The organism is Bacillus cereus group sp. BfR-BA-01356 (genome assembly GCF_022663635.1).
GTDB classification, from domain to species: domain Bacteria; phylum Bacillota; class Bacilli; order Bacillales; family Bacillaceae_G; genus Bacillus_A; species Bacillus_A cereus.
On record NZ_JAKUFX010000018.1, the window covers coordinates 1 to 25,718 of the forward strand.

Here is a 25,718-nt window from a genome sequence, read left to right on the forward strand (position 1 = left end):
TAGGGTTTATTTGAGATGCTTATTTTTAAGAGTATGCTTTTATTTTAGGAATGTTTTGATCCGATGAGTCGAAAGCTCAGGTTGTGCTCACTCTTAAGTTGATGGGCATGTCTCTTTGCATACCTGTACTATTTTTTTTATAACAAAATGACTCTTACATTCCACCAGTCATTCTATTACAACAATGTAATGCTATTGTCATCTCATTCGATAGTTCGTCCACTTAATTGCCTATACAATTAAGACAAGAAATAAAACAAAGGAGCGAACACATGATGAAAAAATTTTTAGAGGTTGTAGGTGCTGTATTTTTAGCTTTCGTAGATGGGAAAAAAGTTGCAATGGAATTGAATGAAACACCTGAACAACCACGTACCAAAAGAAAAGAATCACCAAAACAAATACAAGCATTAAAAGCTGTCCTACACACGTAAAAAACCCTTCACTTTTCTTTTCAAATGAAGGGTTTCTTTTCTATAGTGTAATACTTTCTCCAGCTTCTAATACTTTCCCTGTACAATTTTGTAGCTTTTCTACAAATTGATATGGATCTTGTTCAATAACTGGGAACGTATTGTAATGCATCGGTACAACAGTTTTCGCATTAATCCATTTTGCCGCTAGTACAGCATCTTCTGGTCCCATTGTGAAATTATCACCAATTGGTAAAAATGCTAGATCAACTTTATTTAATTCCCCAATTAACTTCATATCAGAGAATAGTGCAGTATCTCCTGCGTGGTATACAGTTTTCTCTTCTGCTGTAAATAAAATACCTGCTGGCATACCTGTATATGTAATCGTCTTATTTTCTTCATCAATATAACTAGAGCCGTGGAATGCTTGTGTAAGCTTCACTTTTCCGAAGTCAAATTCATGTGAACCACCAATATGCATCGGGTGTGTATTTACACCTTGCCAACTTAAAAATGTTGCTAGTTCAAATGGCGCTACAACAACTGCATTATTTTTCTTCGCAAGTTCTACTGTATCTCCAACATGATCACCGTGTCCATGCGATAAAAGAATTGCATCCACTTTTACATCTTCAGCTTTTAAATCTGTTTTCGGATTACCTGTTAAAAACGGGTCAATTAAAATAACTTTTCCATTCGCCTCAATTTTCACAACTGAATGTCCATGATAAGATACTTTCATTATTACATTCCTCCCCTATTCACATTCTCACTTTTTATTCTACATGATTTTTCAATTCCCTGTCTTTTCTAACATCTATTTACTTGTCATAACGCTTTCTTCCGAGTTAAAGTTATATTTGTAATTAAATATCTCGGGGGTGCCAATCGATGAATGCTAGATTAGAAAATTTAATGCAATGGCTAAAAGAAAAAAACGTAGAAGCTGCGTTCTTAACTTCTACACCGAACGTCTTCTACATGACAAACTTCCACTGTGAACCACACGAAAGATTACTTGGTATGTTTGTATTCCAAGAAAAAGAACCTATTTTAATTTGCCCTAAAATGGAAGAAGGTCAAGCACGTAACGCTGGCTGGGCACATGAAATTATCGGATTTACTGATACTGACAGACCATGGGATATGATTGCAAAAGCAATTAAAGACCGCGGCATCAATGCAAATGCAGTTGCAATTGAAAAAGAACATTTAAACGTAGAGCGCTACGAAGAATTAACGAAATTATTCCCAAATGCAGCTTTCAAATCAGCTGAGGAGAAAGTTCGCGAACTTCGTTTAATTAAAGATGAAAAAGAACTTTCTATTTTACGCGAAGCAGCTAAAATGGCGGACTATGCTGTTGAAGTTGGTGTAAATGCAATTAAAGAAAACCGCAGCGAGCTAGAAGTATTAGCAATTATTGAACACGAATTAAAAACAAAAGGCATACATAAAATGTCATTTGATACGATGGTATTAGCAGGTGCGAACTCAGCTCTTCCACACGGTATTCCTGGCGCAAACAAAATGAAACGCGGCGATTTCGTACTATTTGATTTAGGCGTAATCATTGATGGTTATTGCTCTGATATTACACGTACAGTAGCATTCGGTGAGATTTCTGAAGAGCAAACTCGTATTTACAACACTGTACTTGCTGGACAACTACAAGCAGTTGAAGCATGTAAACCAGGTGTTACACTTGGCGCAATCGATAATGCTGCTCGTTCTGTTATCACAGATGCAGGTTACGGAGACTTCTTCCCGCACCGACTTGGTCATGGACTTGGAATTAGCGTACACGAATATCCAGATGTAAAAGCTGGTAACGAGTCTCCATTAAAAGAAGGTATGGTCTTCACAATCGAACCTGGTATTTACGTACCAAACGTAGGTGGCGTTCGTATTGAAGATGATATTTACATCACAAAAGACGGATCAGAAATTTTAACGAAATTCCCGAAAGAGTTACAATTTGTAAAATAATAAAAAAGGCAGCGGGAGTGCTGCCTTTTTCTATTTCCCTACTATTTCAAATTTCTCTACAATCATTTTTGCTGGATAACTTTCAAGTATTTGAGAAAACCATACTTTTATTTTATCCCCTGTTTTTAACTGTTTATATGTGTCTTTGTCCTTAAAGCTCAAGACTATATGTGCTGGATGCTCTTTATTCATTTGTTGTTCTATATAATGTTGCAACTCTACTTTTGTTTCAAACGTTTTATCATCGGCAAAAAACACCGTGTCATTTCTTAATATGATATACCCTTCTTTAGGTACTTCTTTTACCGTTACTTGCTCTACTTGTTTTGTATCACACGCTGATAATACGACTAGAAATACACTTAAAAACATAACAATTTTCATATGCCTATTCATTTTTAACTCCTTACTCTAGGCTATTTCAAATTTAGCACCATCTTCTCCTCATACTTATCATCCCATTTAATCACAATCTCTATTGGTTCATCTTTAGAGATAGGCGCGCAACTTACACAAGAAGACTTCATTTCAACCTTTGCTCCTCTATGAACTTCTGACGTTTGTGTCATTGTACTAAAGGCTCCATTAATAGCAATCTCTAAGTTTTTAAATTCTGTCTTTCCATCCCCGCCCTTATATTGAAACGTAAACATCCCATCTTCACTGTCATCCTTAATATGCCCTTTATATTGTCCAGTCCAACTTTTGCTCTCGCTAGAAAAAGTAACATACGAAATGGAACAGCTTCCTAAAAAGAAAATACTAATGAAAAAGAATAATGCTCTCTTCATAATGCCCCCTCCATTCAAATGCACTTATTTATTGTCTATTTCTTCCTCTTATTATATTATAAAAATACAGAATTTTCTAAAATAGGAGGTTTATATGTTACAACAACAGTTAGAAGAAATTCGTAATAATAATTACATACTGGACAACACAATTAACATTGATTCTTTAAGTTCCAATATGCTTGAGCACATCGGTGTTACCGATAGCTATTTAAGAGACAAACTTATTTACTCTACTTTTTATCATCTCATCAAAAAAGACTACATTTCACATACACACTTACAGAAATTATTATTAGAAAGCATTAGTGAAAAATATTTATTGTATAAGATTCATTCGGATGACGAAGATGCCGTATTTACCCGAGCATTTACAACATTATTAATTGCCCTCATTATAGATGCAGATACAAATCATAATTTCTTATCACAGAATGATATTTTAACTGTAAAAGATCAATTAATTCTATATATGAACAACGAGCATGATTTCCGTGGATATGTCCAAGACCACGGCTGGGCACATAGTATCGCTCATGCTTCCGATACATTTGAGGCGCTTGTGAATAGTCCTAAACTGGAAACTTTATATTACGAAGAAATATTACAAACTTTATTAAACAAAGTTTGTGTTCATTCTATTTACTACAAATATGAAGAAGATGAACGTATCGTTTATCCGATTGTCGCAATGCTGCAAAATGACCTAAAGGAAGAAGTACTCATATTAGCCCTTCATGATTTAGTAGCTCAATTACAAGTAAAAAAATCCACGCTACATATTGAATCATACGAATTTTTATACGGAAATATAAAATCTTTCTTACGTAGCTTATTTTTCAGACTACGTACACTTTCCATATGTAAAGAAACCGAATGTGAAATTGAAAAATTGCTACCAGGGCTTCGCCAATATTACTAAAAAAGAAGGCCACTCAAAAAGTGCCTTCTTCTATTTCACTAATATTTAATTGAAATTTCACGATCCAAACCGAGAAAAGGTGGACAAGAAGCGCAAACGCCATACATGCTCCGCTTAAAAAAGTTAGTATAGGATGCGAATACACGTGCCCCAATCCATAGGATACCGCCACGAAAAACATTGTTATGTAAATATAAATTGCTCCATGTATTTGCCTCATATAAACCTCCTTTTCCCATATTATAACATAAATTTTCTGATTATTCACATTAATTACTTGTAATCAATATTTCTCAACTGTTACACCTCTTACAGCAGCCTTAATATACGGTGACCCTTGTAAACTTTGTAAATCCTCTGTTTTTCCTGTTACGAATACACCTTATATTGGTAAGTTTTTTGGTTTTGTGTTTTTTATTTCTTTATCCCGCATTAACGGGCAGTAAGACCCCACATCAAAACTCAGCGGAAGCAAAGAAGTTAGGTTGGGGTCGAACTGCCCGTAAAAGCCCGATTGGTGAGGGCTGATAATCAGTGGGGGATGCCCCCCACTGATTAAAGTTTCACTTTATAGTTTATCCTAAAATATTCTCGATATCCCTCCTTATTTTCACTTAAAGATATCCAAATATAGCTTTTATCAATTTTTTCATAATAAAAAGCACATCCATTTTGATGCGCTTTTCTCTGAAATACTATTCTATTATTTCATCGCTTCCTTCACAACATCTTGAATCATAACAACTTCTGTTTTCATATCAATAGACGGTGCTTCTTCATCGATACATTCATACCAAAACGCTAAGTGCTTTTTATCGATTTCATAATGAGAATTTTCGACAAGAGCCCCGCCTTCTCCTTGCACAGAATACCAATATAAGTACTCTTCTCCATCTCTTATTTCCCGGAAAATTGTCTCAACATACATCTTTTCGTCGTTTAATGTCAAAAGTACTTCTTTCATATTGTCATTAAGAAGTTGCATCCATTCATCTACTCGATGACTCTTACCAGGCTTAACTTTAAATCTCGTTAATTCTACATTCATTTTTCTTCCCCCGTTTTCTTACGTACAAACAAACTATATTCTATTGGATGATAAAAACTTAATTTACTAGCTAATTTTCGCGAAGGAATATTGTCTACATAACAATCCCAGCTCGGTATAATATCATTTTGCATGCAATGTTCAATGAACCGTGTTGCAACAGCTTGAGCTAATCCTTTCCCTTGATACGCTTCATGTGTTGCAATATCTATTTCAGCATAACCATTCCCGCTAAATATTGAGACACATTCAGCTACAATTATCCCATCTTGTTCTATACAAAATCCAAAACCACTATTCAAAAACGTTTCTTTTGATCCCCAATATTCTTTATAGTACTCCTCTTTAAATTCACTGCTTCGCTCTATATCTCTTCTATCAATACGCTTCACTTCATATGTATTTTTGTTAAAATCTCGTTTTCTCTCCTCAAAGGTTACCCTTTGAAATTTCATTCGCGGGATGTTCCGAAGTGTATTACTAAAACGCTCTTCTAACATCATTTCCCACTCTTCACTTGAAGTAAAGAGTGTAAATCTCTTCTCTGTTTTTTCAATAGCCGTTTTTAAATATGAAAATAACTCTTCGTTATAATTTTGATCATCAGTATCACCAAATAAATAATAGATACCGTTAGCTGTAATAATTAATCCTGCTGTTAATTGCCCGTTTACAAAAACCTCACCATCTACCACTTGATCACATACCGCATAAGCAAATGTCATCGTTCTTGTATTACCTTCTAAAACCGGAAGAACTTTTCTATACTCGGCTACAGATAATTTTTTCATAATTGCTCCACTATAATCGTATCAGCCTCTATATGTTCAAAACAAAGATTTACCGTTCTCTTTAATGCTCTCGTTCTATGAATCGTACATGCTGGAATTAAAATAGAATCATTTGGCTTTAAAACCGCCGTTTCTCCATCTTCAAAATCAATAAGTAACTCTCCCTCTAGCACAATAAATAATTCATCCGAATTAGAATGATAGTGCCAATCATATTCACCAGTAAATACAGCGATTCGTAAGCAATGACTGTTTATATTTGAAACGACGAAGTTTTTATGTTGATCTTTAATATCCTTTGTTAATTCTATTAAGTTCACAGTCTCCATCTTTCGTCCCATCCTTTCATTAGTCGTTCTTCTAAAAAACTAACTTAATCTCCACCACCTCCGCAATCTCCTCCACCATCACTTGAGCTACTACAGTCATTGCTACTGTAGTCACCGAATCCACCTGATGAGCTTGAAGCGTATGAAGATTTTTTGCTTCTTTTTCTATCTTTTTTACTTTCATGACTAGGCCATACTTTATCAAATAATATAAAGAATAAGATTCCTTCTACCATAACAAGTAGAACGCCTAAGGTACTTTCAATAACATTGGGGGTTATCCCCAAACTTTTAAATATCCCACATAAATACAAGCAAAAAATCACATACAAGAACATACAAATATACCGAAATGTTTTCTCTATCGTAATGACTACTTTTTGTGAAAAAGGTATGTTCTGTTCCTGTTTTTTCTTTATATACCTTTGTCTCTTTGCCTGTTTTTTCTTCTTCTTTTTGCTCCCCATCGAATCCCCTCTTTTTATTATATAATTCTAAATTATCATAATAAAATTTTTTTTACACCAATAAATAACAATTATTCACATGTTATTTCTCCATATAAAAAAGACCCTCCTCACGAAAAGGAAGGTCTCAAATGTATTTCTATTATGATAAAGCAGGAGCTTTTTCAAGAAGCTCTTTTGCATCAGCGTATTGTAAGCCGTGAGCTTCCGCAACTGCTTCGAATGTTACATAACCATCTAATGTGTTAATACCTTTTAATAATGCAGTGTTGCCTAAGCAAGCTTCTTTGTAGCCCTTGTTAGCAATTTGTACTGCATATGGTACTGTTACGTTTGTTAATGCAAGAGTTGACGTACGTGGAACTGCACCTGGCATATTAGCAACTGCATAATGAACAACGCCATGTTTTTCGTAAGTTGGGTTGTCATGAGTTGTAATACGATCAGTTGTTTCGAAAATACCACCTTGGTCAATCGCGATATCTACAACGACAGAACCTGGTTCCATTGATTGAATCATTTCTTCAGTTACAAGTTTTGGCGCTTTTGCACCCGGAATTAATACCGCTCCAATAACAAGGTCAGATTCTTTAACAGCTTCTGCAATGTTGTATGGATTAGACATTAATGTTTTTACTTGGTTACCGAAAATATCATCTAATTGACGAAGACGTTCTGCACTTAAGTCAATGATTGTTACATCTGCACCTAAACCTACTGCAATCTTAGCTGCGTTTGTACCAGCTTGACCACCGCCGATGATTGTTACTTTGCCGCGTTTTACCCCTGGAACGCCTGCAAGTAAAATACCTTTACCGCCTTTGTTTTTCTCAAGGAATTGTGCACCGATTTGTGCAGACATACGACCAGCCACTTCACTCATAGGTGCAAGTAATGGTAAAGAACGATTGTCTAATTGTACTGTTTCGTATGCGATTGATGCAACTTTGTTATCGATTAATGCTTTCGTTAATTCTGGTTCTGGAGCTAAGTGTAAGTATGTGAATAAGATTAAGCCTTCACGGAAATAGCCGTATTCACTTGCTACTGGCTCTTTTACCTTCATAACCATATCTTGATTCCATGCTTCTTCAGCAGTTTCTACAAGTTTCGCACCCGCTTGTACGTATTCTTCATCTGTAAAGCCAGATCCTAAACCTGCTCCTTTTTGAACAAAAACTTCGTGACCATTTTGTACTAAATGTACTGCTCCCGCTGGCGTCATTGCCACACGGTTTTCATTGTTCTTAATTTCTGTTGGAATACCGATACGCATGATTAGTTCCCCCTTGAGTTATGAAATGACCCCTGAATCATTTTTTAAAGCGCTTTCTACGCTCTTATATTTTAACATAATATCTCAATATTTGACAAAAAAATAACACGAGTTTTCCGATAGATTTAATTTTATATTAAAGGACAGTATTATCCGCACCTCTCAGCACAATGGATGAACTGTCCAATTATTCGAAACTTCATCTTATTTTATTCTATCGATGTCTATGAATAACATCCACTGCACCAGTCACTTCAATAATTGTACCGGTAATCATATCGGAATCGTCCTCACATAAAAACGAAATGGTTCTTGCAATATCTTCACCTGTTCCAGATCTACCAATCGGTGTGTTATGCTCTTTCAGCTGACGTGCTTCTTGAATAGTTGCCTCTTTCATATCGCCTATAATATCACCAGGACATACCATGTTCGCAGTAATACCATACTCCGCTTCTTCATAAGCAACTGTTTTCGTTAATGAAACAAGTCCTACTTTCGCTGCGGCAAAAGCTGAACGATAAATCCATCCCGGTGCACTATCCGCCCCTTGAAATCCGTAATTAATAATACGGCCAAAGTTCTGTTTTCTCATGACCGGAACGACAAGTTTTAATAAATGAAATACCGCTGTTAAATTTCCCTGAATCATTTCATTCCATTCATCTTCTTCATAATCAACTAACTTTTTTCGTTCAAATACATATGGACCAGCATTATTAATTAAAAAGTCAATTTTGCCAAAACGGCTCATCGCTTCTTCTACTATTTTATGTAAATCTTCCTTTTTCGTGACATCAGCTTGCACGAATTGTAGACGCTCTTCCACATCTTTATATGTTTCTTTCATCGTTTCCATAGCCGTGATATCGCTATGGTACGTTACTGTTACTGAATAGCCTTTAGCCAATAACTTTTCTGTTACTTGCTTTCCTAAACCTTTCGTACCGGCTGTAATGAGCGCATGTCTCACAAAACTGCCCCCTTTTAAATTGCTATACTTCATATGTAACAAGTTCTCGCTCCAATTACAACTAAAATGAATTGAAACAGAGTTTTCAAAATTCTGTAACGTTTCTGGCAAGCACGTTACCAAAATTTGTTTTATAATTAAGTTGTAAACAGTTATAAAACAGATTGGGAGGAATTTACTATGAATAATACATATACAAATATTTTAATCGCGGTGGATGGTTCTAAAGAAGCAGAAAAAGCCTTTAAAAAAGCAATTCAAGTCGCAAAACGCAACAATGCAACATTAACAATCGCTCATATCGTTGATGTAAAAGCATACTCAGCCGTAGAAGCCTATAGCCGTGCAATTGCGGAACGTGCAAATCTATTTGCAGAAGACTTATTAGAAGACTACAAAAAAACTGCGCTTGAAGCTGGTCTTGAAAAAATTGAAACTGTATTAGAATTCGGTAATCCTAAATCAAAAATTTCAAAAGAAATCGCTCCAAACCATAAAGTAGATTTAATTATGTGTGGTGCGACTGGTTTAAATGCTGTTGAGCGTTTCCTAATTGGTAGCGTCTCTGAACATATTATTCGCTATGCGAAATGCGATGTCCTTGTTGTTCGTGGTGATGAAGAGCAAGGTGAGCTTTAATTTATAGATAAAACACCAAGTCCACATAGGCTTGGTGTTTTTCATTTTATAAACTTCACTATAAACACAAGACACGCTACGACAACAACGGTAATTGCCAACACATAAGGCGGAAGAAACTTCAAAGACCATAATGCCATCATAATCGTCGCGATCGTTAAGTACGTTTGCTTTGCACCTTCTATCATTTTTTTACGAAATAAGAAAACATACAAATAACCAATTGGCGGCGTAATAAAGCAAAGAACGTATATGATTTTTGATTTTAAATACCACTTTTGTTCTCCAAGTTTCTTTATATCCCCTTCTATTCTCTTATGCTCTTGTTCTTTCGCTTCTTCTACAAGCGGATTTTCCTCTTCTCCTCGCTTTTCTTTCATATAAGGAAGAAAGTGCATAAAAAAATAGTATGCGAATACGAATGCTCCAAATCCAATATTTACTCTTTCTAATGGAATATGTTCACTAAAAAAAGCAGCAGTAAGCACTAAAGACAAACAGTATGTCATCATCCAAAAGGAACGTTTTCTCTTTTTCCGTTCCATTTCTTTTTTGCCTTGTATATCTTTTCTTTTCGAAAGCCATATAGAAATAAAACAATCTACTACAAATAAAGCAAAAGTAAATATCGCAACGTGTACTGTTTCTAAATCCTCAAATGAAAAGATATTTGGGAATGCAACATGTAATACAATGAATGTGTACAAAATTAGTCCTATAAAATAAATACGTCTCATTTTCCATCCCTTTCTTATTTCCTAACATTACGTTAACATACATTTTTTAGAAATAGACGGACAAAATATATATATGTGTAAAAAAGGAGGATGCTATATGGATGATTCTGAACGCATTATTTTAGATGTGAACGGCAAAGAAATTGAAATGCTAGATACGATTCGCACTCATTTTAAAGAGAAGCACGGCGTTGAACTAAGTAATGGTGCATTACTTCGTGATTTGATGGATATAGAGTATATTCGAATTACGGAAGATCGACATAAGTATAATTAAAAGAAAACGACTGCAGGCGAATGCCATCAGTCGTTTTCTTTCTTTCTTTCTTTCTTTCTTTCTTTATTTAAGCTCTTGATGTTTCCCGCCCATACCACCAGACTCATTGCTATCTTGGTGTACAGTTAGTTTATTTGTTTTCGCATCTTTTAAAACTCTATATGTATATGATTCATTTGGTTCATCTTTAAACTGTACATTCATACCATACGAATCCATTTTGCTATAAAAGGCCGGTTTTATATATAAAATATCACTTTCTTTATATCCTTTATCTTGCAAATGCCACATCGTTGCGATAACCGCTTCTTCTCGCTTTTCTTTTTCACCAACATACATATATTTGTCCAAAAGAAACACTTTAGCATTTGCAATTAAGCTAATTAACAGTACAATGATCAACACTATTTTTTTCATAGACTTCCCCTAAATTGTTATTTTTTACTACATTGTAACTTAAATGCTAGTAAAAAATAAAGTACGCCAGACTTTAATAGACTGGCGCACTTCCAAACTCAATTCTTAATAACTTCTTTCGTTAAGCCCTTCGCCTTCTCCAAAGCGTTTTTGATTTGTTCAAATCCTGTTCCACCCGAACTATTACGACGCTTTACAGCCGCATATGGTGAAAGAACTTCATACAAATCTTCTTCAAATAAAGAGCTCATTTCTTTATATGTTTCAAGCGAGACATCTAATAAATAAATTCCTTTTTGTGTGCAATGTAGCACTAACTTTCCAACAATTTCATGAGCTTGACGGAATGGTAGTCCTTTGTTCGCTAAATAGTCAGCAATTTCTGTTGCGTTGGAGAAATCTTGCGTCACAGCTTGCCCCATTTTTTCTTTGTTTACAGTCATCGTCTCTAGCATGCCTGCCATAATATGAAGGCATCCTTCTACTGTTTTTACTGTATCAAACATTCCTTCTTTATCTTCTTGCAAGTCTTTATTGTAAGCGAGCGGTAATCCTTTCATTACTGTAAGTAAACTGAATAAATTACCGTATACTCTGCCTGTTTTACCACGGATTAGTTCCGCCATATCCGGATTTTTCTTTTGCGGCATAATGCTGCTTCCAGTTGCGTATTGATCGCTCATTTCAATAAATTGAAACTCTTGGCTACTCCATAAAATAAGTTCTTCACAAAAGCGCGATAAGTGCATCATAAGCATAGATGAGTTACTTAAAAACTCCAGGATAAAATCACGATCACTTACTGCATCTAAACTATTTTCATAGATTCCATTAAATCCAAGAAGCTCCGCACTATACTCTCGGTCGATCGGGAATGTCGTTCCAGCTAACGCTCCTGCTCCTAATGGGGAGATATTAATACGCTTTAACGAATCTTCATAACGATTTACATCACGCTCTAACATCCAAAAGTAAGCGAGAATATGATGAGCAAATGAAATCGGCTGAGCACGTTGCAAATGCGTATAGCCAGGCATAATTGTCTCAATGTTATTTTCTGCTTGATGAACAAGAACAGTTTGCAATTGTTTTATAGCTTTTATAATATGTTCTACCTTTTCTTTTAAATACAAATGCATATCTGTCGCTACTTGATCATTACGACTTCGGCCAGTGTGAAGTTTTCCTCCTACTTCGCCAATTTGTTCAATTAGCATCTTTTCGATGTTTAAATGAATATCTTCTGCTTCTACTGAAAATTGTAGCTTATTCTCTTTTGCTTCTTTCAATAAATATTGAAGACCTATCTTTATTTTCTCTGCTTCTTCTTTCGTAACGATGCCTTGCTTTGCTAGCATCGTTACGTGTGCAATACTCCCATTTATATCTTGATTTACTAATTGTTGATCGAAGGAGATGGATGCTCCGAACTCTTCAACCCATGCTTCCGCTTCTTCTGTAAAACGTCCGCCCCAAAGTTTGCTCACGCTTCCACCTTCTTTTGATTCACTTGGCTGTATACTTTCGTCGGTAAACCAAATAATGAAATGAATCCAACTGCTGCATCATGATTAAATTCATCTTGAGCAGTATATGTTGCTAATTTTTCATCGTATAAAGAGTATTCAGATTTACGTCCTTCTACAATCGCATGACCTTTAAATAATTTCACACGCACTGTACCTGTTACATTCTTTTGCGTTTCTTGTAAAAATGCATGAAGCGCTTGTTTTAAAGGTGAGAACCATAAACCGTTATAAATAAGTTCTGTTATTTTCTGTTCAATCACTGGTTTAAAATGCGCTACTTCTTTTACGTGTGTTAAATCTTCCAACTCTTTATGCGCAGTGATTAACGTCATTGCTGCTGGGCATTCGTATACTTCACGAGATTTAATACCGACAAGACGATTTTCTACGTGATCAATACGTCCAACGCCGTGTTTTCCAGCAAGCGCATTTAACGTTTTAATTAATTCTGCAAGTGAATATGCAGTGCCATTTAAAGTAGTCGGTACGCCTGCTTCAAATCCGATTTCTACAAACTCTGGTTTATTCGGTGTATCTTCTAATGCCAATGTCATCTCATATGCATCTTCTGGCGGCGCTGCCCATGGATCTTCTAAAATTCCACATTCGTTGCTGCGTCCCCATAAGTTTTGATCGATTGAAAACGGGCTATCTAAATTAATCGGAATTGGTACATCGTTTTCTTTTGCATATGCAATTTCTTCTTCACGTGACCATTTCCATTCACGTACAGGCGCAATCACTTCTAAGTAAGGATTTAATGCTTGGATAGAAACTTCAAAACGAACTTGGTCATTTCCTTTCCCTGTACATCCGTGTGCAACTGCAGTTGCGCCTTCTTGTTCTGCGATTTCTACTAATTTCTTCGCAATAAGCGGACGAGATAATGCAGAGACAAGAGGGTATTTCCCTTCGTATAATGTGTGTGCTTGCATCGCCATCAATGCATATTCATTCGCGAATTCTTCTTGAACATCAATCATATATGATTTAATTGCACCTACTGAAAGTGCCTTTTCTTTTACAAATGCTAAGTCTTTACCTTCCCCTAAGTCTAAACAAAGCGCGATAATATCATAATTCTTCTCTTGTAACCATTTAATTGCAACGGAAGTATCAAGACCTCCGGAATATGCTAATACAACTTTTTTCTTCTCCATTTTGCATCCCCCTAAAGAATAAATATTCATTTTCTTTTATAATAATTCACACTTTACCACCTTTCACAAAATGTATCAAGAGTCATTTTTAAATTTTTTCAAACAATTTCGTCGAACTTCTTTCTGTTTTTCTGTACAATATAAGCAGGACAACGGGGGTGAACTTATGGAAAAGTATTTCTTATACGATGATCATCTAGGAATTGAAATTCCTCATTTACAAGAAGATTGGGAAGATATCCCCGAAAAAATGCAGCATGCTATTTTACTAAGATGGGAACAAGTTCGCGGAAAGATTCCTGATCGAATAAAAGAACTCGAGCACTCTATTAATGCAAAACAGCATCATTTAAATAACGAAGAAGACTTCGAAATTTCTTGCAAATTGAATTCAGAAATTGCCGATCTCGCTTCCATCATTAATGACCTTTGGCTTTGGTATCGACTCACTCAAAATGTATCTGAGGGGAAAGCACACCAATGAAAAAAGCATGCCCCTCAATTACTTTGGGTCATGCTTTTTTGTCGTAACATGGTTTACAATATATTTCTTGTGCTGTTTTTGCCAAACACACATCAAAAGGGCCAACTAATATACTTCTTTCTTGCGGCAACTTTACAAAAGCAACAAGCTCTTCTTCATATTGAATTTTTTTCTGACATGAAATACATATTAATTCTTTTCTTTTGAACATTTCTTTTAGCATACCTTCACTCTCCCCTTTATCTATCTATATTAATATACTCTCATAATAGTTAAGACTTGTAAAAAAATGACACATTCCGAATCGAATGATTCATATACTATGTACAAAAGGAGGTCTACAGCTTATGCGTGCTTTCGTTATTATCGCTTTAACTTTTTTAAGTGTGATTAGTTGGGATGCGTTTTTCAAAGATAAAAGTGATGAAAAGAATACAACGGAATAAAACCTTTTTTTCTTACTTATTGGACAAACCGTTATAAACTGTCCAATCCTCCGAAATAACTTAGGCTTTTCTACAAAAATATTTAAACATAACATTTTTTGTAGATCCCCTCCGTTTATTGTCGGTTTCCATCCGCATACATTTTTTAAAAGTATGATATAATAGTATAAATCTTGAAGGAAGGGATTTTGATATCATGATCGCTCGAAGGATAATTTGGCAAAAAAAAGACTCTTCTTACACATAGCGTTTTGTTTAGGACTTAATTGTTACTAACTAAACAAAACAAAGAAGAGCAGGATTGCTAAATGACGAATCCTACTCCACGTTTTGTTTAGTCGTTTTAAGACTTAAACTAAAACGAAGGTAGGGAGAATTGATGGACGAGAGGATTATTCGTTATTTCTTCAGCGACATATAGCGTAGTTAGTTTTTTCGTAAACTAACTGAAAGCTACATGTGAGCTCGTAGTTAGTTTACAACACAAAAAGGACTACTAACTACGGAAAGAAGGAATAACGATGAGGAACATCCAAAGTCGGCAAATTATTAAAGAAATTTTTATGGTTTTAATCGGTTCATTTATTTTAGCAGCAGCGCTATATCACATTCACTTCCAAAACCACTTAACAGAAGGTGGATTTGTAGGAATTGCACTATTCATTCAAAACTTTTATGATATTTCACCATCTATTTCAACTGTATTAATGGATATCCCAATTATTTTACTGTGCGCTTCATTTTTAGGTAGAAAAATGGTTGGTTATTCATTCCTAGGTTCAATTTCATTCGGAGTATTTTATTCCTTTATGGAAAATTATTCTCCATTTACGGTAGATTTATCAAATAACTTATTTATAGCTGCAGTAGTTGGCGGTGCGTTAGCTGGTATTGGACTCGGTTTTATATTACGATTTGGCGGTGCAACCGGTGGAGACGATATTTTAACAATTGTATTAAGTAAACGAACTCGTTTTACAATTGGGCAAATTTTCTTCGTCTTTGACGCGATTGTTCTTGCGCTTTCATTATATTATTTAAATTGGACAGAAATTGCTTTTACTATTCTTTCGATTGCCGTACAGGCAAAAACATTGGATTTAATTTATTATCCAAAAACAGAAAAAACAGCAGAAAAGCAGCCAGTATCTGTTCCAATGTCCAAAAAACATGCAACAAATTAAAAAAGCGAAAGGCTTCGGCCTCTCGCTTTTTTTATGCTCTTTTTTCTTTCTCGACTATATGGCGCACTTGATAAAATCTATTTGCAAATTCAGTAACGTTTCTTGTTAAACGATAATTCACTGTAGATCCAATTGCCATTCCAATTACCGGTATACCTTGGAATAATTTACGACGAAGAGCATAAATCGAAAATGTCTTCAAAATTTGTTTTAACACAACCTCAGTAGAAGCTGTTTGTAGCACTGCTTCGTCTCCTTCGTAAAAGAACGAATCTTCTTGCTCCAGCTCTTGCAATAAATTGTACCATGCATATTGCTGAAGTCTTCCTGGTAGTAATGACGCATGAAACACCTTTAACGCAAGCATCATTTCATACGGCTTGTTCACATCATGTCCAAATGATGTTGCAATAAGTTGGACTGCCTTCACATTTAACGCGATCATAACCGGAAAATCCGCCGTTAATAATAATAAACCTCCAGCACCTGTTGCCCCACCTTGTACAAATGAATATAGACGATGACGTGCTGTTTGCTGCTCTGCTATGTATGTTAATTGATCAATAGATAATGCTTTCAAATCTTCAAGCTGTTCAATCGATTCATCAAATAACCTTGATGTTCCTAAAATCCGATTACGTGCATCTAACTGTGCTTGTGAACTTTGAATAAATGCATGCAAATGAAAGAGCCATCCATCTGCTTTCGTGAAGAATTCTTTTCGCTTTTTCTCAGGTAATTTCGCAACTGTAGCATGTAACCATTTATCAAACACTTTTTGAAAATCGGTCGCTTCTTGCTCAACTAATTGCGCTTCCCATTCTTTTATATTGTCTAAAATGGCTTGTTCTCGCTTCGATCGCATCGTAACAACCACCTCGTTCGATTTTTTTCTATTGTAACATATTTCTGCTTATTCTTTACAAATATGCTTGTCTATCTTTATTCACATACCATTTTTGAATGGCATAAAATATTAACAAAAAGGATGAGATAAATCACATGAATCTATCCGATATAAAAAAAGAATATAATGCGGTATTCAGCTTAGGACAAAACTGCTGGCCCGCTTGGGCATTATATCAATTAGAATTATCACCATTTTTTGGCGTTATTGATTTTATGCTAAGTCCCTCATTAGAAAAAGTGAATGTATTATTACAAAATCGATTTGACCGCTTTTTAAATTTCGAAAATTTATCCTTCATCTCATTTTGGGATGATGATGCAAAATTAAGATTAAGGGACAACCTTTATGAAATTGACTCCTGTCATGACTTTAAAACAGATGTAAATACACCAACTTCTTGGCCTTCTTATACAGAAATTAAGTTAAACTATGAACATCGTATTAATCGTTTTCTAGCTACAATTGAAACGGCAGAATCCATATTATTTATTCGAACTGGAGGAACATATGAAGAAGCATGTTCCCTAGAACAAAGTTTATCTCAAATCGTTACACATACATTCTCTGTCCTGTTACTAATTCCTGCCGATATACCAACTATCACCCAAGAAGATTGGGGATTACAACGTATTTGCGTTATGAAATGTCCTATTATGGATGTATACCAATACAATGAAGCATTTTGGAAAGACTTATTTGATGGAATTACAATTAGACCGCACACTTAAATACACGATACTTTTATCACACCATACATTATAATCGTCCTTATACAAAACAAATAAGGAGTGATTCTATATGTATCCACGTGCAAAAGCTTTCGGTCTTGCTGTACATCAAGATCGCCTTCTCGTACAAGAATATTATACAGAAGGCGAAATATATTATCGTCCTCTTGGCGGTTCAATTGAACTTGGTGAAAAATCAGCACATACTGTTATTCGGGAGTTTAAAGAAGAGCTTCATACGGAGATAGAAATCACCAATTATTTAGGGTGTTTAGAAAATGTCTTTCATCTCGATGGAGACATTGGTCATGAAATCATTCAACTATATTCTTTGCGTTTATTAGACACGTCACTATATGAAATGAAAATATTAAATATACAAGATGAAGAAACAGTAGCGTATGCGAAATGGATTCCTATTACGGCATTCATTCAGAAAGAAAAAATATTATATCCAGATGGAGTTTTAAAATACATCCAAAAGAAAAAAGACGAAATCCTATAGGATCTCGTCTTTCTTTTCATATATTAACCAATATCTCCAAGACGTAGTACGTCACGAGCAATCATAACTTCTTCGTCAGTTGGAATTACGATAATTTTTACTGGAGAGTGTGGGAAGCTGATGAATGCTTCTTCACCGAATACGTTATTACGTTTTGCATCGAAGTATACGCCCATGTACTCAAGGCCTTCTAATACACGCTCACGAATAATCGCACTGTTTTCACCTACACCAGCTGTGAAGATGATTGCGTCTACACCTTTCATACGAGCAGTGTAAGAACCGATGTATTTGTGGATACGGCTTACGAATACATCAAGTGCTACTTTCGCACGGTGGTCGCCTTCTTCTTCTTTCGCAATGATGTCACGTAGGTCACTAGAGTAACCAGTAAGACCTAACATACCACTCTTCTTGTTTAATACGTTAACTACTTCTTCTACTGTTTGGCCTGTTTTTTCCATGATGTATGGAATTAACGCAGGGTCAAGGTTACCAGAACGTGTACCCATTGTTACACCAGCAAGTGGTGTGAAGCCCATAGAAGTATCGATAGATTTACCGCCTTCTACTGCTGCGATACTTGCACCGTTACCTAAGTGACAAGAAAGTAAGCTTAAGCTTTCAATTGGACGACCTAATAATTCAGCCGCACGCTCAGTTACATATTTATGAGAAGTTCCGTGGAAACCGTATTTACGGATGCCGAATTTTTCATAGTACTCATATGGTAAGCTGTATAGGAATGCAGATTCCGGCATTGTTTGGTGGAATGCTGTATCGAATACTGCTACTGCTGGTACGTTTGGTAATACTTCTTGGAATGCTTTAATACCAACAACGTTTGCTGGGTTATGAAGTGGTGCTAAATCGCTTAATTCTTCGATATCAGCTAATACTTCATCAGTAATTAAAACAGAGTCAGCAAATTTTTCGCCGCCGTGAACAACACGGTGACCGATACCGCCAATCTCATCTAGAGATTTAACGATTCCGTTTTCAGTTAACTTTTTAAGAAGCATATTAACTGCTACTGCGTGATCTGGAATGTTTGTAATTTCTTTTTGTTTTTCGCCATCTACAGTAATAGTGAAGATACTATCTTCTAAACCGATACGTTCTACTAAACCTTTTGTTAATACTGTTTCACTTGGCATTTCAAATAATTGGAATTTTAAGGAAGAGCTTCCTGCGTTAATCGCGATGATTTTTGACATCTAGTCTTTCGCCCCTTTTTCTCTTGGTAGTTGTGTGGATGTTTCCACAAACCGCTCGATTTTATCTGATCAAATTCACTAAATATGAAAACGTTTCATCATTAGCAAATTTTATACTCACGATTTTAATTTAAACATCGTCCGACATATATTTCAAGTGAAAAAATTGTAACACCAAGAAAAAATATATATTACAGATTTCAAAAAAATTCAGTTAAATCTTGTATATATTTAAAAATATGACATATTATATAAAACTGTACTACATAAATCACTAATGCTGTTACATATACCTAGCTTTATTTATGTGTTGCAAACCAAGTATTTAATTGATCCATAATGTCTTCCATCGCCTTCATGTTAGAGAATTTAGGCAACTCCACTAATAACGCCTGTTTTGGCATTGTTACATTAGCGCCTTTCTTTTGGAGAACAAATATACTTTTTGCATTTTTCTCGTTTTTAAACATGGAAACAGGAAGCTGTAATAACCCTTGAATAAAGCATGTTTCTTTAATAAATGCATGTAATTTTGGTGCCTGGTCACTTTCAAAAATGAAGTTTGGTACTAAGAAGAATAAGTAACCGCCCTCTTTCGTATGTTTCACACTTTGTTCAATAAATAAGTGATGGGCATACGACATTCCTTCATCTGCTTTTAATTTATATTCACTTGCACCGATTTCGTTTGGATAATAACCAACTGGCAAGTCTGAAACGACTGCATCAACTGGATCGATATAAAGTGGTGCTAGTCCATCTTGATGGAAGAATTCGATTGCATGCTTTTGTAAATTTGCATTTACTAAAGCAAGTTTAATTAGCACTTCATCCACTTCTACACCAAATCCACTCATTGTTAGTCCTTCTTTAGCGCTATTAAACACTGTAGTCATTAAGTTACCTGTTCCAATTGCAGGATCTAAAACTGTAATTTCATTTTGACCTTGCATAAATTTATGGAATAAGTAACTCATGAACATCCCAACTGCATCAGGTGTCATTTCGTGATTCGCTTGTACGCCTTCTTTCATTCCTTTTAAGATGGCTAACTGAAATGCTTTACGAATTTCTTCACCTTTATATGTTTCTTCATTAAACGTACTATATTCACGATTCAGCCTTTCAATTGCTGATTCGGATAATTCCTCTTGTAAAATCGCTCCCTCAAACAAGTTATCACCTGTTTCTACAAGCGCCTCTAAATATGTTACATCTAATTCTTTACGTAAAACTACCGCAGAAGAATCAAAAATAGAAAATAATGTTTCTACTGTCTGACTCACGTACATTCCTCCTTCTCTCTTTTACACATAACTTATATCATACCACAAAGTGATTTTTTCCAAAAAGAAAAAGCGACCTCCTGTAAAGAGCTCCCCTTTAGTTATATATGATATAACGTTTTTTCTCATATATCGATGCCGTTACAGAGCAATATATGAGAAAAAACGACCTCTTTATAAGAGGTCATTTTCTTCACATTACTTCGCAGATTTAGCTGCTTCTAATGCTGCTTCATAGTTTGGATGGCTTGTACCTTCGCTTACGTATTTTACGTAAACTACTTTGTCATTGCTATCTACTACGAATACTGCACGAGCAAGTAAACGAAGTTCTTTCATTACTAAGCCGTAAGCTTCACCGAATGAAAGGTCGCGGTGGTCAGAAAGTGTTACAACATTTTCTAAACCGTTTGCTGCACACCAGCGTTTTTGAGCGAATGGTAAATCAGCGCTAATTGTTAATACTTTCGCGTTTTCAATACCTGCTGCATCTTGGTTAAAACGACGTGTTTGTGCATCACACACACCTGTGTCGATTGAAGGTACAACACTAATTAATTTCACTTCGCCTTTGTATGTTTCTAAACTTACTGGAGATAAGTCGTTTGCTAATACTTGGAAGTTTGGCGCTTGATCGCCAACTTTAACTTCTGTTCCAACTAAAGTCATTGGATTACCTTTAAAAGTTACGTTTGCCACTTGAAAATCCTCCCTTATTTAAACAAAATATGTACAATGTAAATGATAGTTTGTCCCTATCGATAATGCAAATAAAATCGCTTTATTTACAAAAAAATTAAAGAAGCTAACCTATTGATTAGCTTCTTTATTCGTTAAATTTGAAATTCAGGATCATCTTCTTTTCGTTTATCCATCATTTCTTTCACTTTATCAACAGCTTGTGGCGCTAATTCAATTATCTTATCGATGACGTGTGTTTGTTTATCTAAGTGCAATACTTTCACACCATCTCCATTTATAACAAGAAAGGCAACAGGATTAATAGAAACTCCTCCACCACTTCCCCCGCCAAATGGATGACGGCCTGAATGTTCTACTTTACCAAATTCACTTCCACCAGCAGCAAATCCGAAACTTACTTTCGAAACTGTAAGAATTACGCTTCCATCTGCCGCTTTAATTGGGTCACCAACAATTGTATTTACATCAGTCATTTGTTTTAAATGCTGCATTGCTGTTGTCATTAAACCTTGAATTGGATGGTCCATTCTATATCCCCCCTATGCTTGAACAGATTTTTCTGTCATACCAGATCTTTGTCTTCTCATAAATACGAGTAATTTGACGCCAGTTTTTATAGCGCGGAATATACGAAAAGATGCTGTTAACTCGCATCTTGATGCAAATCCTTTCCCTTGAAAAACTGGGGTAATTTCAAATTCTGGTACGTCGACAATATGCATATATTGTCCGACAACTCCAGCAGCCATACCTTTTGTCCCCCATGCATATCCAGTGACAATTCCAGTACTAGCTGCATCGCCTGCTCCAATTTGTGTATGCCATTTCCAACCATTGATTTTCACTCGTTTGAGAAAATCTTTAACAATAGTATGAACTTCTTGAAGCTTTTTTATCAGTTCACCAATGCTGTCAAGTTGCGCCATAATTTTATTATCGAGTCCGCCGTCCTCTTCAGCTTTTTCGATTTTCTGTCCTGTCTTTTTCTGCTGTTTTTCAATTCTTTCCAACACATCAAATGTATATCGAATCATCCATATTTTCACTTGAAGCAAACATTGCTTTTCCATTTCTGAATATAAAAATGTCACCTTAAGCTTTATTTTCGACAATAGTATAAACAAAATAAAAAGAAGAAGAATTATTATTCCAATTACGAGCCACTTCATACGTATCATCCTTTCACTCCGTACCCATTATCGACAAGTTTATTCATCGTTAAACAGAGTTTTATAAGATTGAATATAAAAATTTTTCTAAAAATAAAAAGGTATTTTGACAATTTATATCGAAATATATTATTTGAACATATCATCAGGGAACGGACTCTAATGATATGTAGCACGAAAAACAGAAAATTTAACTGCAGTGGAGGGATACATAATGGCAGATCGTCGCAATTTATTTTTCTTTTATGGTGATGACAAAGCAACGCTCGTTGAAAAAATGAAACCAATCTATCGTATTTTAGAAGAGAATGGATTTACCATATTAGATCATCCAAAAAATGCAAACGCTATCGTCAGTGTTGGAGATGATGCAACCTTCTTACAAGCCGTTCGTAAAACTGGTTTTAGAGAAGATTGCTTATACGCAGGGATTTCTACGAAAGATGAAATTTCTTTCTACTGCGATTTCCATATTGATCACGTTGATACAGCCCTTCAAGAAATTACAAAAAATGAAATTGAAGTGCGAAAATATCCAACAATTCAGGTAGATGTAGATGGCAGTACATCTTTCCATTGTTTAAATGAGTTCTCATTACGTTCTAGCATTATTAAAACATTCGTTGTAGATGTTCATGTTGATGATTTATATTTCGAAACATTTAGAGGGGACGGTTTAGTAGTTTCTACCCCAACAGGAAGTACTGCTTACAATAAATCATTGCATGGTGCAGTTGTTGACCCGCTTATCCCATGTTTCCAAGTAAGCGAACTAGCATCTTTAAACAACAACACTTACCGTACGCTCGGTTCACCTTTCATTTTAAATCACGAACGTACATTAACTTTAAAACTAAGACCAGACGGTAACGATTATCCTGTTATCGGCATGGATAACGAAGCGCTTAGCATTAAACAAGTGGAAAAAGCTGTTGTACGCTTAAGCGATAAACAAATTAAAACAGTTAAATTAAAAAACAACTCTTTCTGGGAAAAAGTACAGAGAACGTTTTTATAAGATTAAAATAACCGCAGAATTATGGAATTCCATAATTCTGCGGTTATTTATTTCCCCCGATTGGCGCGAACAATAATCTCTTACTATCCGGCCGTTATTCTTGTCAGTTTTTGTCGGTAAGTCGATATATTCCGAAAACCGCTCATATATTTTTACGCATCTTTTCTATAGACAACTTGGCCATCTATTACGGTCATTTCTGCTTGTACTTCTTTTATTTCTTCTGCCTCAATTTCAAAAATATTGCGGTCTAATATTGTAAAATCTGCTTCATATCCTTTTGCAATTTGCCCTCGCTTCGCTTCTTTTCCGATTGCATAGGCACTTCCTGTTGTAAATAAAGAAACAGCCTCATAAACCGTTAATCTTTCCTCAGGCATATAGCATATACCGTCAATAAAACTTCTACGTGTAACAGCGCTATATATGCCTAAAAACGGATTCACTTGTTCAATGGGAGCATCTGAGCCACCGTTGCAGTGTAATCCTGCTTCCAGTAACGTCTTCCAAGCGTACGCATAACGAAGACGGTGCTCGCCTAGTTTTTCAATGACTGACGGAAAATCTGATGAAAGAAAGACTGGCTGTATATCGATAATGGCTTGCAAGTTTTTCATTCTTTCTATCAACTCTTCACGAGCAAGCTGACAATGAATAATACGGTCACGTAACCCTTCTGCTGGTGGATATAATTCGAGTGCATCAATGACATATTCAAGCGATAAGTCACCGATAGTATGAATCGCAACTGGCATATGTAAATCTCGTGCTTTCTTTACTAATTCCGCAAGTTCTTCACGTGAGAAAATCGCAACTCCATTTGTTTCCTTCGCATCTTCATACGGTTCACTTAATAATGCTGTTCTTCCGCCAAAAGAACCGTCAGAGAAAATTTTCATTGCTCCAAATTCAATACAATGTTCATTTTCATATTCTCTTCGTTCATGTGCTACTTCATGGTGAACGAGCAAATGGGCTTTAAATGGCATTTCTTTTATAACGTGAGAAAACGCATTATATGTTTTTCTAAAACCACCATAATAATTTAAATCTTCCGTATGCCCGCCAACAAGTCCGTATTTCCAGCAATCTTTAATCGCTGTTTGCAGAGCTCTTTGTAAATAAGCTTCATCAATTTCTGGCTGAACATGTTTAATTAATTCTTGCCCTTGTTCATATAAAAGCCCTGTTAACTTATTTGATGAATCTCTACCAATTTTCCCGCCTTTTGGATCTTCTGCCTTTTCTGTTATATTCGCTTCTTGCAGTATGTATGAATTCACCCATGTAACGTGACGACAAACTCGCTTTAATAAAATGGGATGTTCTTTCGAAATTTCATCTAAATCACGCGCATGAACATCTTTCGTATCTGTAAAGTTATTTTCATTCCATCCTTCTCCAATAATCCAAGAGCCCTTTGGAGCTTCTTCCACTCGCTTCTGAACAAGAGTAAGCACTTCGCCATAAGATGTACAATTTGATAAATCTAGACGGAGTAATCTCTCTCCATGCCCAATAAGATGCATATGACTATCAACGAGACCTGGGATCATTGTTTTGCCTTTTAAATCGTACAATGTAACCGCGGCATATTGGTTTTCTAACTCTTCTTTACTTCCAACATCAACGATCGTACCGTTTTCAACGTAAACAGCGTCCACTTTTTCATTTTCTTCTCTCACTGTGTAAATGGTGCCGCCATACCAAATTTCTCCCATATATCCCATCTCCTTTATTTTTTATTGTATAAAAAAAAGCACCATTTCAAAACATGGTGCTTTTCTAAAAATTACTTTTGTTCGGTAGTAGATGTTGTAACTTGCCATTCAATATTAAATTTATCTTTTACTTGTCCGTATGCTGGGCTCCAGAATGTTTCTTGAAGTGGCATGATAACTTCTCCACCTTCTTGTAACTTATCGAATACTTCTTTTGCTTTTTCTGCATTACTAATTTGAATTGCGATTGTTACTTGAGATCCGATTGCATGCCCTTGACCTGGGAATGTATCAGAAATCATAAGATCCGTATTACCAACTTTTAAAGTAGCGTGTAAAACGCGCTCTTTCGCTTCAGCTGGAATCGGGTATTCTGGATTTTCAGGCATGTCACCAAAAGTTTGCATAACTTCTACTTTTGCATCTAAAGCCTCTTTATAAAACTGTACAGCTTCTTGCCCACTACCATCTAAAACTAAGTACGGATTAATACCTAAAATCATACGGACACCTCTTTTTTAAATTTATAAAATAGAACTTGTGTTCGTTTTTATTTTATCATTGATTTACATTTCATTCAACTATTT

At 35.5% G+C, this 25,718-nt stretch carries 33 protein-coding genes; 10 read left to right on the plus strand and 23 right to left on the minus strand.

Annotation, left to right across the window (positions count from 1 at the left end):
* Positions 1-272 precede the first annotated feature (272 nt).
* The gene (locus MR168_RS09005) at positions 273-434 is read left to right on the plus strand and encodes a hypothetical protein (protein WP_000976017.1); all 162 of its coding nucleotides are present in this window, start codon (positions 273-275) and stop codon (positions 432-434) included.
* A gap of 40 nt (positions 435-474) precedes the next feature.
* Here the strand turns inward: MR168_RS09005 and MR168_RS09010 are convergent, their stop codons facing one another.
* Positions 475-1,158 carry a metal-dependent hydrolase gene (locus MR168_RS09010; RefSeq protein WP_000868926.1) on the minus strand — a complete coding sequence of 228 codons (684 nt, stop codon included), beginning with the start codon at positions 1,156-1,158 and terminating at the stop codon, positions 475-477.
* Positions 1,159-1,307: 149 nt separating this feature from the next.
* Here MR168_RS09010 and pepQ point away from each other — a divergent pair, with 149 nt between their 5' ends.
* The gene (gene pepQ / locus MR168_RS09015; protein WP_000994033.1) at positions 1,308-2,405 is read left to right on the plus strand and encodes a Xaa-Pro dipeptidase; all 1,098 of its coding nucleotides are present in this window, start codon (positions 1,308-1,310) and stop codon (positions 2,403-2,405) included.
* Positions 2,406-2,435: 30 nt separating this feature from the next.
* On the opposite strand, the gene MR168_RS09020 is transcribed toward pepQ, so the two are convergent.
* On the minus strand, positions 2,436-2,801 hold the full coding sequence (locus tag MR168_RS09020; RefSeq protein WP_001079378.1) for a DUF3221 domain-containing protein: 366 nt from the start codon (positions 2,799-2,801) through the stop codon (positions 2,436-2,438).
* A 20-nt stretch (positions 2,802-2,821) separates the two neighbouring features.
* Positions 2,822-3,196 carry a hypothetical protein gene (locus MR168_RS09025; RefSeq protein ID WP_000816709.1) on the minus strand — a complete coding sequence of 125 codons (375 nt, stop codon included), beginning with the start codon at positions 3,194-3,196 and terminating at the stop codon, positions 2,822-2,824.
* A 94-nt stretch (positions 3,197-3,290) separates the two neighbouring features.
* Between MR168_RS09025 and MR168_RS09030 the strand changes: the two genes are divergently transcribed.
* Positions 3,291-4,118, plus strand: a complete 828-nt coding sequence (locus MR168_RS09030; protein WP_000941469.1) for a DUF2785 domain-containing protein — start codon at positions 3,291-3,293, stop codon at positions 4,116-4,118.
* Positions 4,119-4,131: 13 nt separating this feature from the next.
* On the opposite strand, the gene MR168_RS09035 is transcribed toward MR168_RS09030, so the two are convergent.
* The 7 genes from MR168_RS09035 to MR168_RS09075 form a co-directional block, all read right to left on the minus strand.
* A complete protein-coding gene (locus MR168_RS09035; RefSeq protein WP_001248908.1) occupies positions 4,132-4,338 on the minus strand; it encodes a hypothetical protein in 207 nt (68 codons plus the stop codon).
* Positions 4,339-4,821: 483 nt separating this feature from the next.
* On the minus strand, positions 4,822-5,166 hold the full coding sequence (locus MR168_RS09050) for a DUF6176 family protein (protein WP_001100209.1): 345 nt from the start codon (positions 5,164-5,166) through the stop codon (positions 4,822-4,824).
* Entirely contained in the window at positions 5,163-5,957 is a 795-nt protein-coding gene (locus MR168_RS09055) for a GNAT family N-acetyltransferase (protein WP_000736763.1), read from the minus strand. Before MR168_RS09055 ends, MR168_RS09050 begins: the two co-directional genes overlap by 4 nt.
* Entirely contained in the window at positions 5,954-6,286 is a 333-nt protein-coding gene (locus tag MR168_RS09060) for a cupin domain-containing protein (RefSeq protein WP_000450926.1), read from the minus strand. The genes MR168_RS09055 and MR168_RS09060 overlap by 4 nt, the downstream gene beginning before the upstream one ends.
* 44 nt (positions 6,287-6,330) lie before the next feature.
* Complete coding sequence (locus MR168_RS09065) at positions 6,331-6,753, minus strand: hypothetical protein (RefSeq protein WP_086411963.1); 423 nt, start codon at positions 6,751-6,753, stop codon at positions 6,331-6,333.
* A gap of 142 nt (positions 6,754-6,895) precedes the next feature.
* Positions 6,896-8,029: an alanine dehydrogenase gene (ald, locus tag MR168_RS09070; RefSeq protein ID WP_001219403.1), complete on the minus strand. Its 1,134-nt coding sequence runs from the start codon at positions 8,027-8,029 to the stop codon at positions 6,896-6,898.
* A 214-nt stretch (positions 8,030-8,243) separates the two neighbouring features.
* Positions 8,244-9,035, minus strand: coding sequence for an SDR family oxidoreductase (locus MR168_RS09075; RefSeq protein ID WP_002024902.1), 792 nt, complete (start codon positions 9,033-9,035; stop codon positions 8,244-8,246).
* Between the two features lie 147 nt (positions 9,036-9,182).
* Here MR168_RS09075 and MR168_RS09080 point away from each other — a divergent pair, with 147 nt between their 5' ends.
* Positions 9,183-9,641, plus strand: coding sequence for a universal stress protein (locus MR168_RS09080; RefSeq protein ID WP_001066673.1), 459 nt, complete (start codon positions 9,183-9,185; stop codon positions 9,639-9,641).
* A gap of 41 nt (positions 9,642-9,682) precedes the next feature.
* On the opposite strand, the gene MR168_RS09085 is transcribed toward MR168_RS09080, so the two are convergent.
* Positions 9,683-10,378: a hypothetical protein gene (locus MR168_RS09085; protein WP_006926471.1), complete on the minus strand. Its 696-nt coding sequence runs from the start codon at positions 10,376-10,378 to the stop codon at positions 9,683-9,685.
* Positions 10,379-10,475: 97 nt separating this feature from the next.
* On the opposite strand from MR168_RS09085, the gene MR168_RS09090 reads away from it, so the two are divergent.
* A complete protein-coding gene (locus tag MR168_RS09090; RefSeq protein WP_000342761.1) occupies positions 10,476-10,655 on the plus strand; it encodes a hypothetical protein in 180 nt (59 codons plus the stop codon).
* Between the two features lie 63 nt (positions 10,656-10,718).
* Here the strand turns inward: MR168_RS09090 and MR168_RS09095 are convergent, their stop codons facing one another.
* From MR168_RS09095 to MR168_RS09105, 3 genes are all read right to left on the minus strand, one after another.
* A complete protein-coding gene (locus MR168_RS09095) occupies positions 10,719-11,072 on the minus strand; it encodes a DUF3139 domain-containing protein (RefSeq protein ID WP_000725032.1) in 354 nt (117 codons plus the stop codon).
* A 98-nt stretch (positions 11,073-11,170) separates the two neighbouring features.
* Entirely contained in the window at positions 11,171-12,559 is a 1,389-nt protein-coding gene (gene argH / locus MR168_RS09100; RefSeq protein WP_016123443.1) for an argininosuccinate lyase, read from the minus strand.
* Entirely contained in the window at positions 12,556-13,761 is a 1,206-nt protein-coding gene (locus MR168_RS09105) for an argininosuccinate synthase (protein WP_000412315.1), read from the minus strand. The genes argH and MR168_RS09105 overlap by 4 nt, the downstream gene beginning before the upstream one ends.
* A gap of 166 nt (positions 13,762-13,927) precedes the next feature.
* Here MR168_RS09105 and MR168_RS09110 point away from each other — a divergent pair, with 166 nt between their 5' ends.
* Complete coding sequence (locus MR168_RS09110) at positions 13,928-14,245, plus strand: hypothetical protein (RefSeq protein ID WP_000417207.1); 318 nt, start codon at positions 13,928-13,930, stop codon at positions 14,243-14,245.
* A 28-nt stretch (positions 14,246-14,273) separates the two neighbouring features.
* Here MR168_RS09110 and MR168_RS09115 read toward each other — a convergent pair whose 3' ends face one another.
* Positions 14,274-14,468, minus strand: coding sequence for a hypothetical protein (locus MR168_RS09115; protein ID WP_016123444.1), 195 nt, complete (start codon positions 14,466-14,468; stop codon positions 14,274-14,276).
* A gap of 744 nt (positions 14,469-15,212) precedes the next feature.
* Here MR168_RS09115 and MR168_RS09120 point away from each other — a divergent pair.
* Entirely contained in the window at positions 15,213-15,875 is a 663-nt protein-coding gene (locus tag MR168_RS09120) for a YitT family protein (RefSeq protein ID WP_001244515.1), read from the plus strand.
* A gap of 31 nt (positions 15,876-15,906) precedes the next feature.
* Here the strand turns inward: MR168_RS09120 and MR168_RS09125 are convergent, their stop codons facing one another.
* On the minus strand, positions 15,907-16,740 hold the full coding sequence (locus tag MR168_RS09125) for an EcsC family protein (RefSeq protein ID WP_001256850.1): 834 nt from the start codon (positions 16,738-16,740) through the stop codon (positions 15,907-15,909).
* Between the two features lie 137 nt (positions 16,741-16,877).
* On the opposite strand from MR168_RS09125, the gene MR168_RS09130 reads away from it, so the two are divergent.
* Positions 16,878-17,513, plus strand: coding sequence for a DUF1796 family putative cysteine peptidase (locus tag MR168_RS09130; protein ID WP_001053734.1), 636 nt, complete (start codon positions 16,878-16,880; stop codon positions 17,511-17,513).
* 70 nt (positions 17,514-17,583) lie between these two features.
* On the plus strand, positions 17,584-18,018 hold the full coding sequence (locus MR168_RS09135) for an NUDIX hydrolase (RefSeq protein ID WP_000283500.1): 435 nt from the start codon (positions 17,584-17,586) through the stop codon (positions 18,016-18,018).
* A 23-nt stretch (positions 18,019-18,041) separates the two neighbouring features.
* Here MR168_RS09135 and ackA read toward each other — a convergent pair whose 3' ends face one another.
* The 5 genes from ackA to MR168_RS09160 all read right to left on the minus strand — a co-directional run bounded on the left by ackA (position 18,042) and on the right by MR168_RS09160 (position 22,401).
* Positions 18,042-19,235, minus strand: a complete 1,194-nt coding sequence (gene ackA, locus MR168_RS09140; protein WP_000034575.1) for an acetate kinase — start codon at positions 19,233-19,235, stop codon at positions 18,042-18,044.
* A gap of 299 nt (positions 19,236-19,534) precedes the next feature.
* Positions 19,535-20,521 carry a class I SAM-dependent methyltransferase gene (locus tag MR168_RS09145; protein ID WP_000084367.1) on the minus strand — a complete coding sequence of 329 codons (987 nt, stop codon included), beginning with the start codon at positions 20,519-20,521 and terminating at the stop codon, positions 19,535-19,537.
* Between the two features lie 198 nt (positions 20,522-20,719).
* Positions 20,720-21,220: a thiol peroxidase gene (gene tpx, locus MR168_RS09150; protein WP_086411964.1), complete on the minus strand. Its 501-nt coding sequence runs from the start codon at positions 21,218-21,220 to the stop codon at positions 20,720-20,722.
* Between the two features lie 134 nt (positions 21,221-21,354).
* Positions 21,355-21,750 carry a GerW family sporulation protein gene (ytfJ, locus tag MR168_RS09155; protein WP_000350003.1) on the minus strand — a complete coding sequence of 132 codons (396 nt, stop codon included), beginning with the start codon at positions 21,748-21,750 and terminating at the stop codon, positions 21,355-21,357.
* Positions 21,751-21,762: 12 nt separating this feature from the next.
* On the minus strand, positions 21,763-22,401 hold the full coding sequence (locus MR168_RS09160) for a DUF2953 domain-containing protein (protein ID WP_002164419.1): 639 nt from the start codon (positions 22,399-22,401) through the stop codon (positions 21,763-21,765).
* A 205-nt stretch (positions 22,402-22,606) separates the two neighbouring features.
* Here MR168_RS09160 and MR168_RS09165 point away from each other — a divergent pair, with 205 nt between their 5' ends.
* On the plus strand, positions 22,607-23,410 hold the full coding sequence (locus tag MR168_RS09165) for an NAD kinase (protein WP_000785177.1): 804 nt from the start codon (positions 22,607-22,609) through the stop codon (positions 23,408-23,410).
* A 152-nt stretch (positions 23,411-23,562) separates the two neighbouring features.
* Here the strand turns inward: MR168_RS09165 and MR168_RS09170 are convergent, their stop codons facing one another.
* The gene (locus tag MR168_RS09170; protein WP_006926457.1) at positions 23,563-25,131 is read right to left on the minus strand and encodes an amidohydrolase; all 1,569 of its coding nucleotides are present in this window, start codon (positions 25,129-25,131) and stop codon (positions 23,563-23,565) included.
* 71 nt (positions 25,132-25,202) lie between these two features.
* On the minus strand, positions 25,203-25,634 hold the full coding sequence (locus tag MR168_RS09175) for a VOC family protein (RefSeq protein ID WP_000600350.1): 432 nt from the start codon (positions 25,632-25,634) through the stop codon (positions 25,203-25,205).
* Between the last annotated feature and the right edge of the window lie 84 nt (positions 25,635-25,718).

Excerpts from the sequence above, each read along its gene's own strand:
- MR168_RS09005 (WP_000976017.1), top strand. The coding sequence starts at position 273 with ATGATGAAAAAATTTTTAGAGGTTGTAGGTGCTGTATTTTTAGCTTTC.
- MR168_RS09010 (WP_000868926.1), bottom strand. The coding sequence starts at position 1,158 with ATGAAAGTATCTTATCATGGACATTCAGTTGTGAAAATTGAGGCGAAT.
- pepQ (WP_000994033.1), top strand. The coding sequence starts at position 1,308 with ATGAATGCTAGATTAGAAAATTTAATGCAATGGCTAAAAGAAAAAAAC.
- MR168_RS09020 (WP_001079378.1), bottom strand. The coding sequence starts at position 2,801 with ATGAATAGGCATATGAAAATTGTTATGTTTTTAAGTGTATTTCTAGTC.
- MR168_RS09025 (WP_000816709.1), bottom strand. The coding sequence starts at position 3,196 with ATGAAGAGAGCATTATTCTTTTTCATTAGTATTTTCTTTTTAGGAAGC.
- MR168_RS09030 (WP_000941469.1), top strand. The coding sequence starts at position 3,291 with ATGTTACAACAACAGTTAGAAGAAATTCGTAATAATAATTACATACTG.
- MR168_RS09035 (WP_001248908.1), bottom strand. The coding sequence starts at position 4,338 with ATGAGGCAAATACATGGAGCAATTTATATTTACATAACAATGTTTTTC.
- MR168_RS09050 (WP_001100209.1), bottom strand. The coding sequence starts at position 5,166 with ATGAATGTAGAATTAACGAGATTTAAAGTTAAGCCTGGTAAGAGTCAT.
- MR168_RS09055 (WP_000736763.1), bottom strand. The coding sequence starts at position 5,957 with ATGAAAAAATTATCTGTAGCCGAGTATAGAAAAGTTCTTCCGGTTTTA.
- MR168_RS09060 (WP_000450926.1), bottom strand. The coding sequence starts at position 6,286 with ATGGAGACTGTGAACTTAATAGAATTAACAAAGGATATTAAAGATCAA.
- MR168_RS09065 (WP_086411963.1), bottom strand. The coding sequence starts at position 6,753 with ATGGGGAGCAAAAAGAAGAAGAAAAAACAGGCAAAGAGACAAAGGTAT.
- ald (WP_001219403.1), bottom strand. The coding sequence starts at position 8,029 with ATGCGTATCGGTATTCCAACAGAAATTAAGAACAATGAAAACCGTGTG.
- MR168_RS09075 (WP_002024902.1), bottom strand. The coding sequence starts at position 9,035 with ATGAAGTATAGCAATTTAAAAGGGGGCAGTTTTGTGAGACATGCGCTC.
- MR168_RS09080 (WP_001066673.1), top strand. The coding sequence starts at position 9,183 with ATGAATAATACATATACAAATATTTTAATCGCGGTGGATGGTTCTAAA.
- MR168_RS09085 (WP_006926471.1), bottom strand. The coding sequence starts at position 10,378 with ATGAGACGTATTTATTTTATAGGACTAATTTTGTACACATTCATTGTA.
- MR168_RS09090 (WP_000342761.1), top strand. The coding sequence starts at position 10,476 with ATGGATGATTCTGAACGCATTATTTTAGATGTGAACGGCAAAGAAATT.
- MR168_RS09095 (WP_000725032.1), bottom strand. The coding sequence starts at position 11,072 with ATGAAAAAAATAGTGTTGATCATTGTACTGTTAATTAGCTTAATTGCA.
- MR168_RS09105 (WP_000412315.1), bottom strand. The coding sequence starts at position 13,761 with ATGGAGAAGAAAAAAGTTGTATTAGCATATTCCGGAGGTCTTGATACT.
- MR168_RS09110 (WP_000417207.1), top strand. The coding sequence starts at position 13,928 with ATGGAAAAGTATTTCTTATACGATGATCATCTAGGAATTGAAATTCCT.
- MR168_RS09115 (WP_016123444.1), bottom strand. The coding sequence starts at position 14,468 with ATGCTAAAAGAAATGTTCAAAAGAAAAGAATTAATATGTATTTCATGT.
- MR168_RS09120 (WP_001244515.1), top strand. The coding sequence starts at position 15,213 with ATGAGGAACATCCAAAGTCGGCAAATTATTAAAGAAATTTTTATGGTT.
- MR168_RS09125 (WP_001256850.1), bottom strand. The coding sequence starts at position 16,740 with ATGCGATCGAAGCGAGAACAAGCCATTTTAGACAATATAAAAGAATGG.
- MR168_RS09130 (WP_001053734.1), top strand. The coding sequence starts at position 16,878 with ATGAATCTATCCGATATAAAAAAAGAATATAATGCGGTATTCAGCTTA.
- MR168_RS09135 (WP_000283500.1), top strand. The coding sequence starts at position 17,584 with ATGTATCCACGTGCAAAAGCTTTCGGTCTTGCTGTACATCAAGATCGC.
- ackA (WP_000034575.1), bottom strand. The coding sequence starts at position 19,235 with ATGTCAAAAATCATCGCGATTAACGCAGGAAGCTCTTCCTTAAAATTC.
- ytfJ (WP_000350003.1), bottom strand. The coding sequence starts at position 21,750 with ATGGACCATCCAATTCAAGGTTTAATGACAACAGCAATGCAGCATTTA.
- MR168_RS09160 (WP_002164419.1), bottom strand. The coding sequence starts at position 22,401 with ATGATACGTATGAAGTGGCTCGTAATTGGAATAATAATTCTTCTTCTT.
- MR168_RS09165 (WP_000785177.1), top strand. The coding sequence starts at position 22,607 with ATGGCAGATCGTCGCAATTTATTTTTCTTTTATGGTGATGACAAAGCA.
- MR168_RS09170 (WP_006926457.1), bottom strand. The coding sequence starts at position 25,131 with ATGGGAGAAATTTGGTATGGCGGCACCATTTACACAGTGAGAGAAGAA.
- MR168_RS09175 (WP_000600350.1), bottom strand. The coding sequence starts at position 25,634 with ATGATTTTAGGTATTAATCCGTACTTAGTTTTAGATGGTAGTGGGCAA.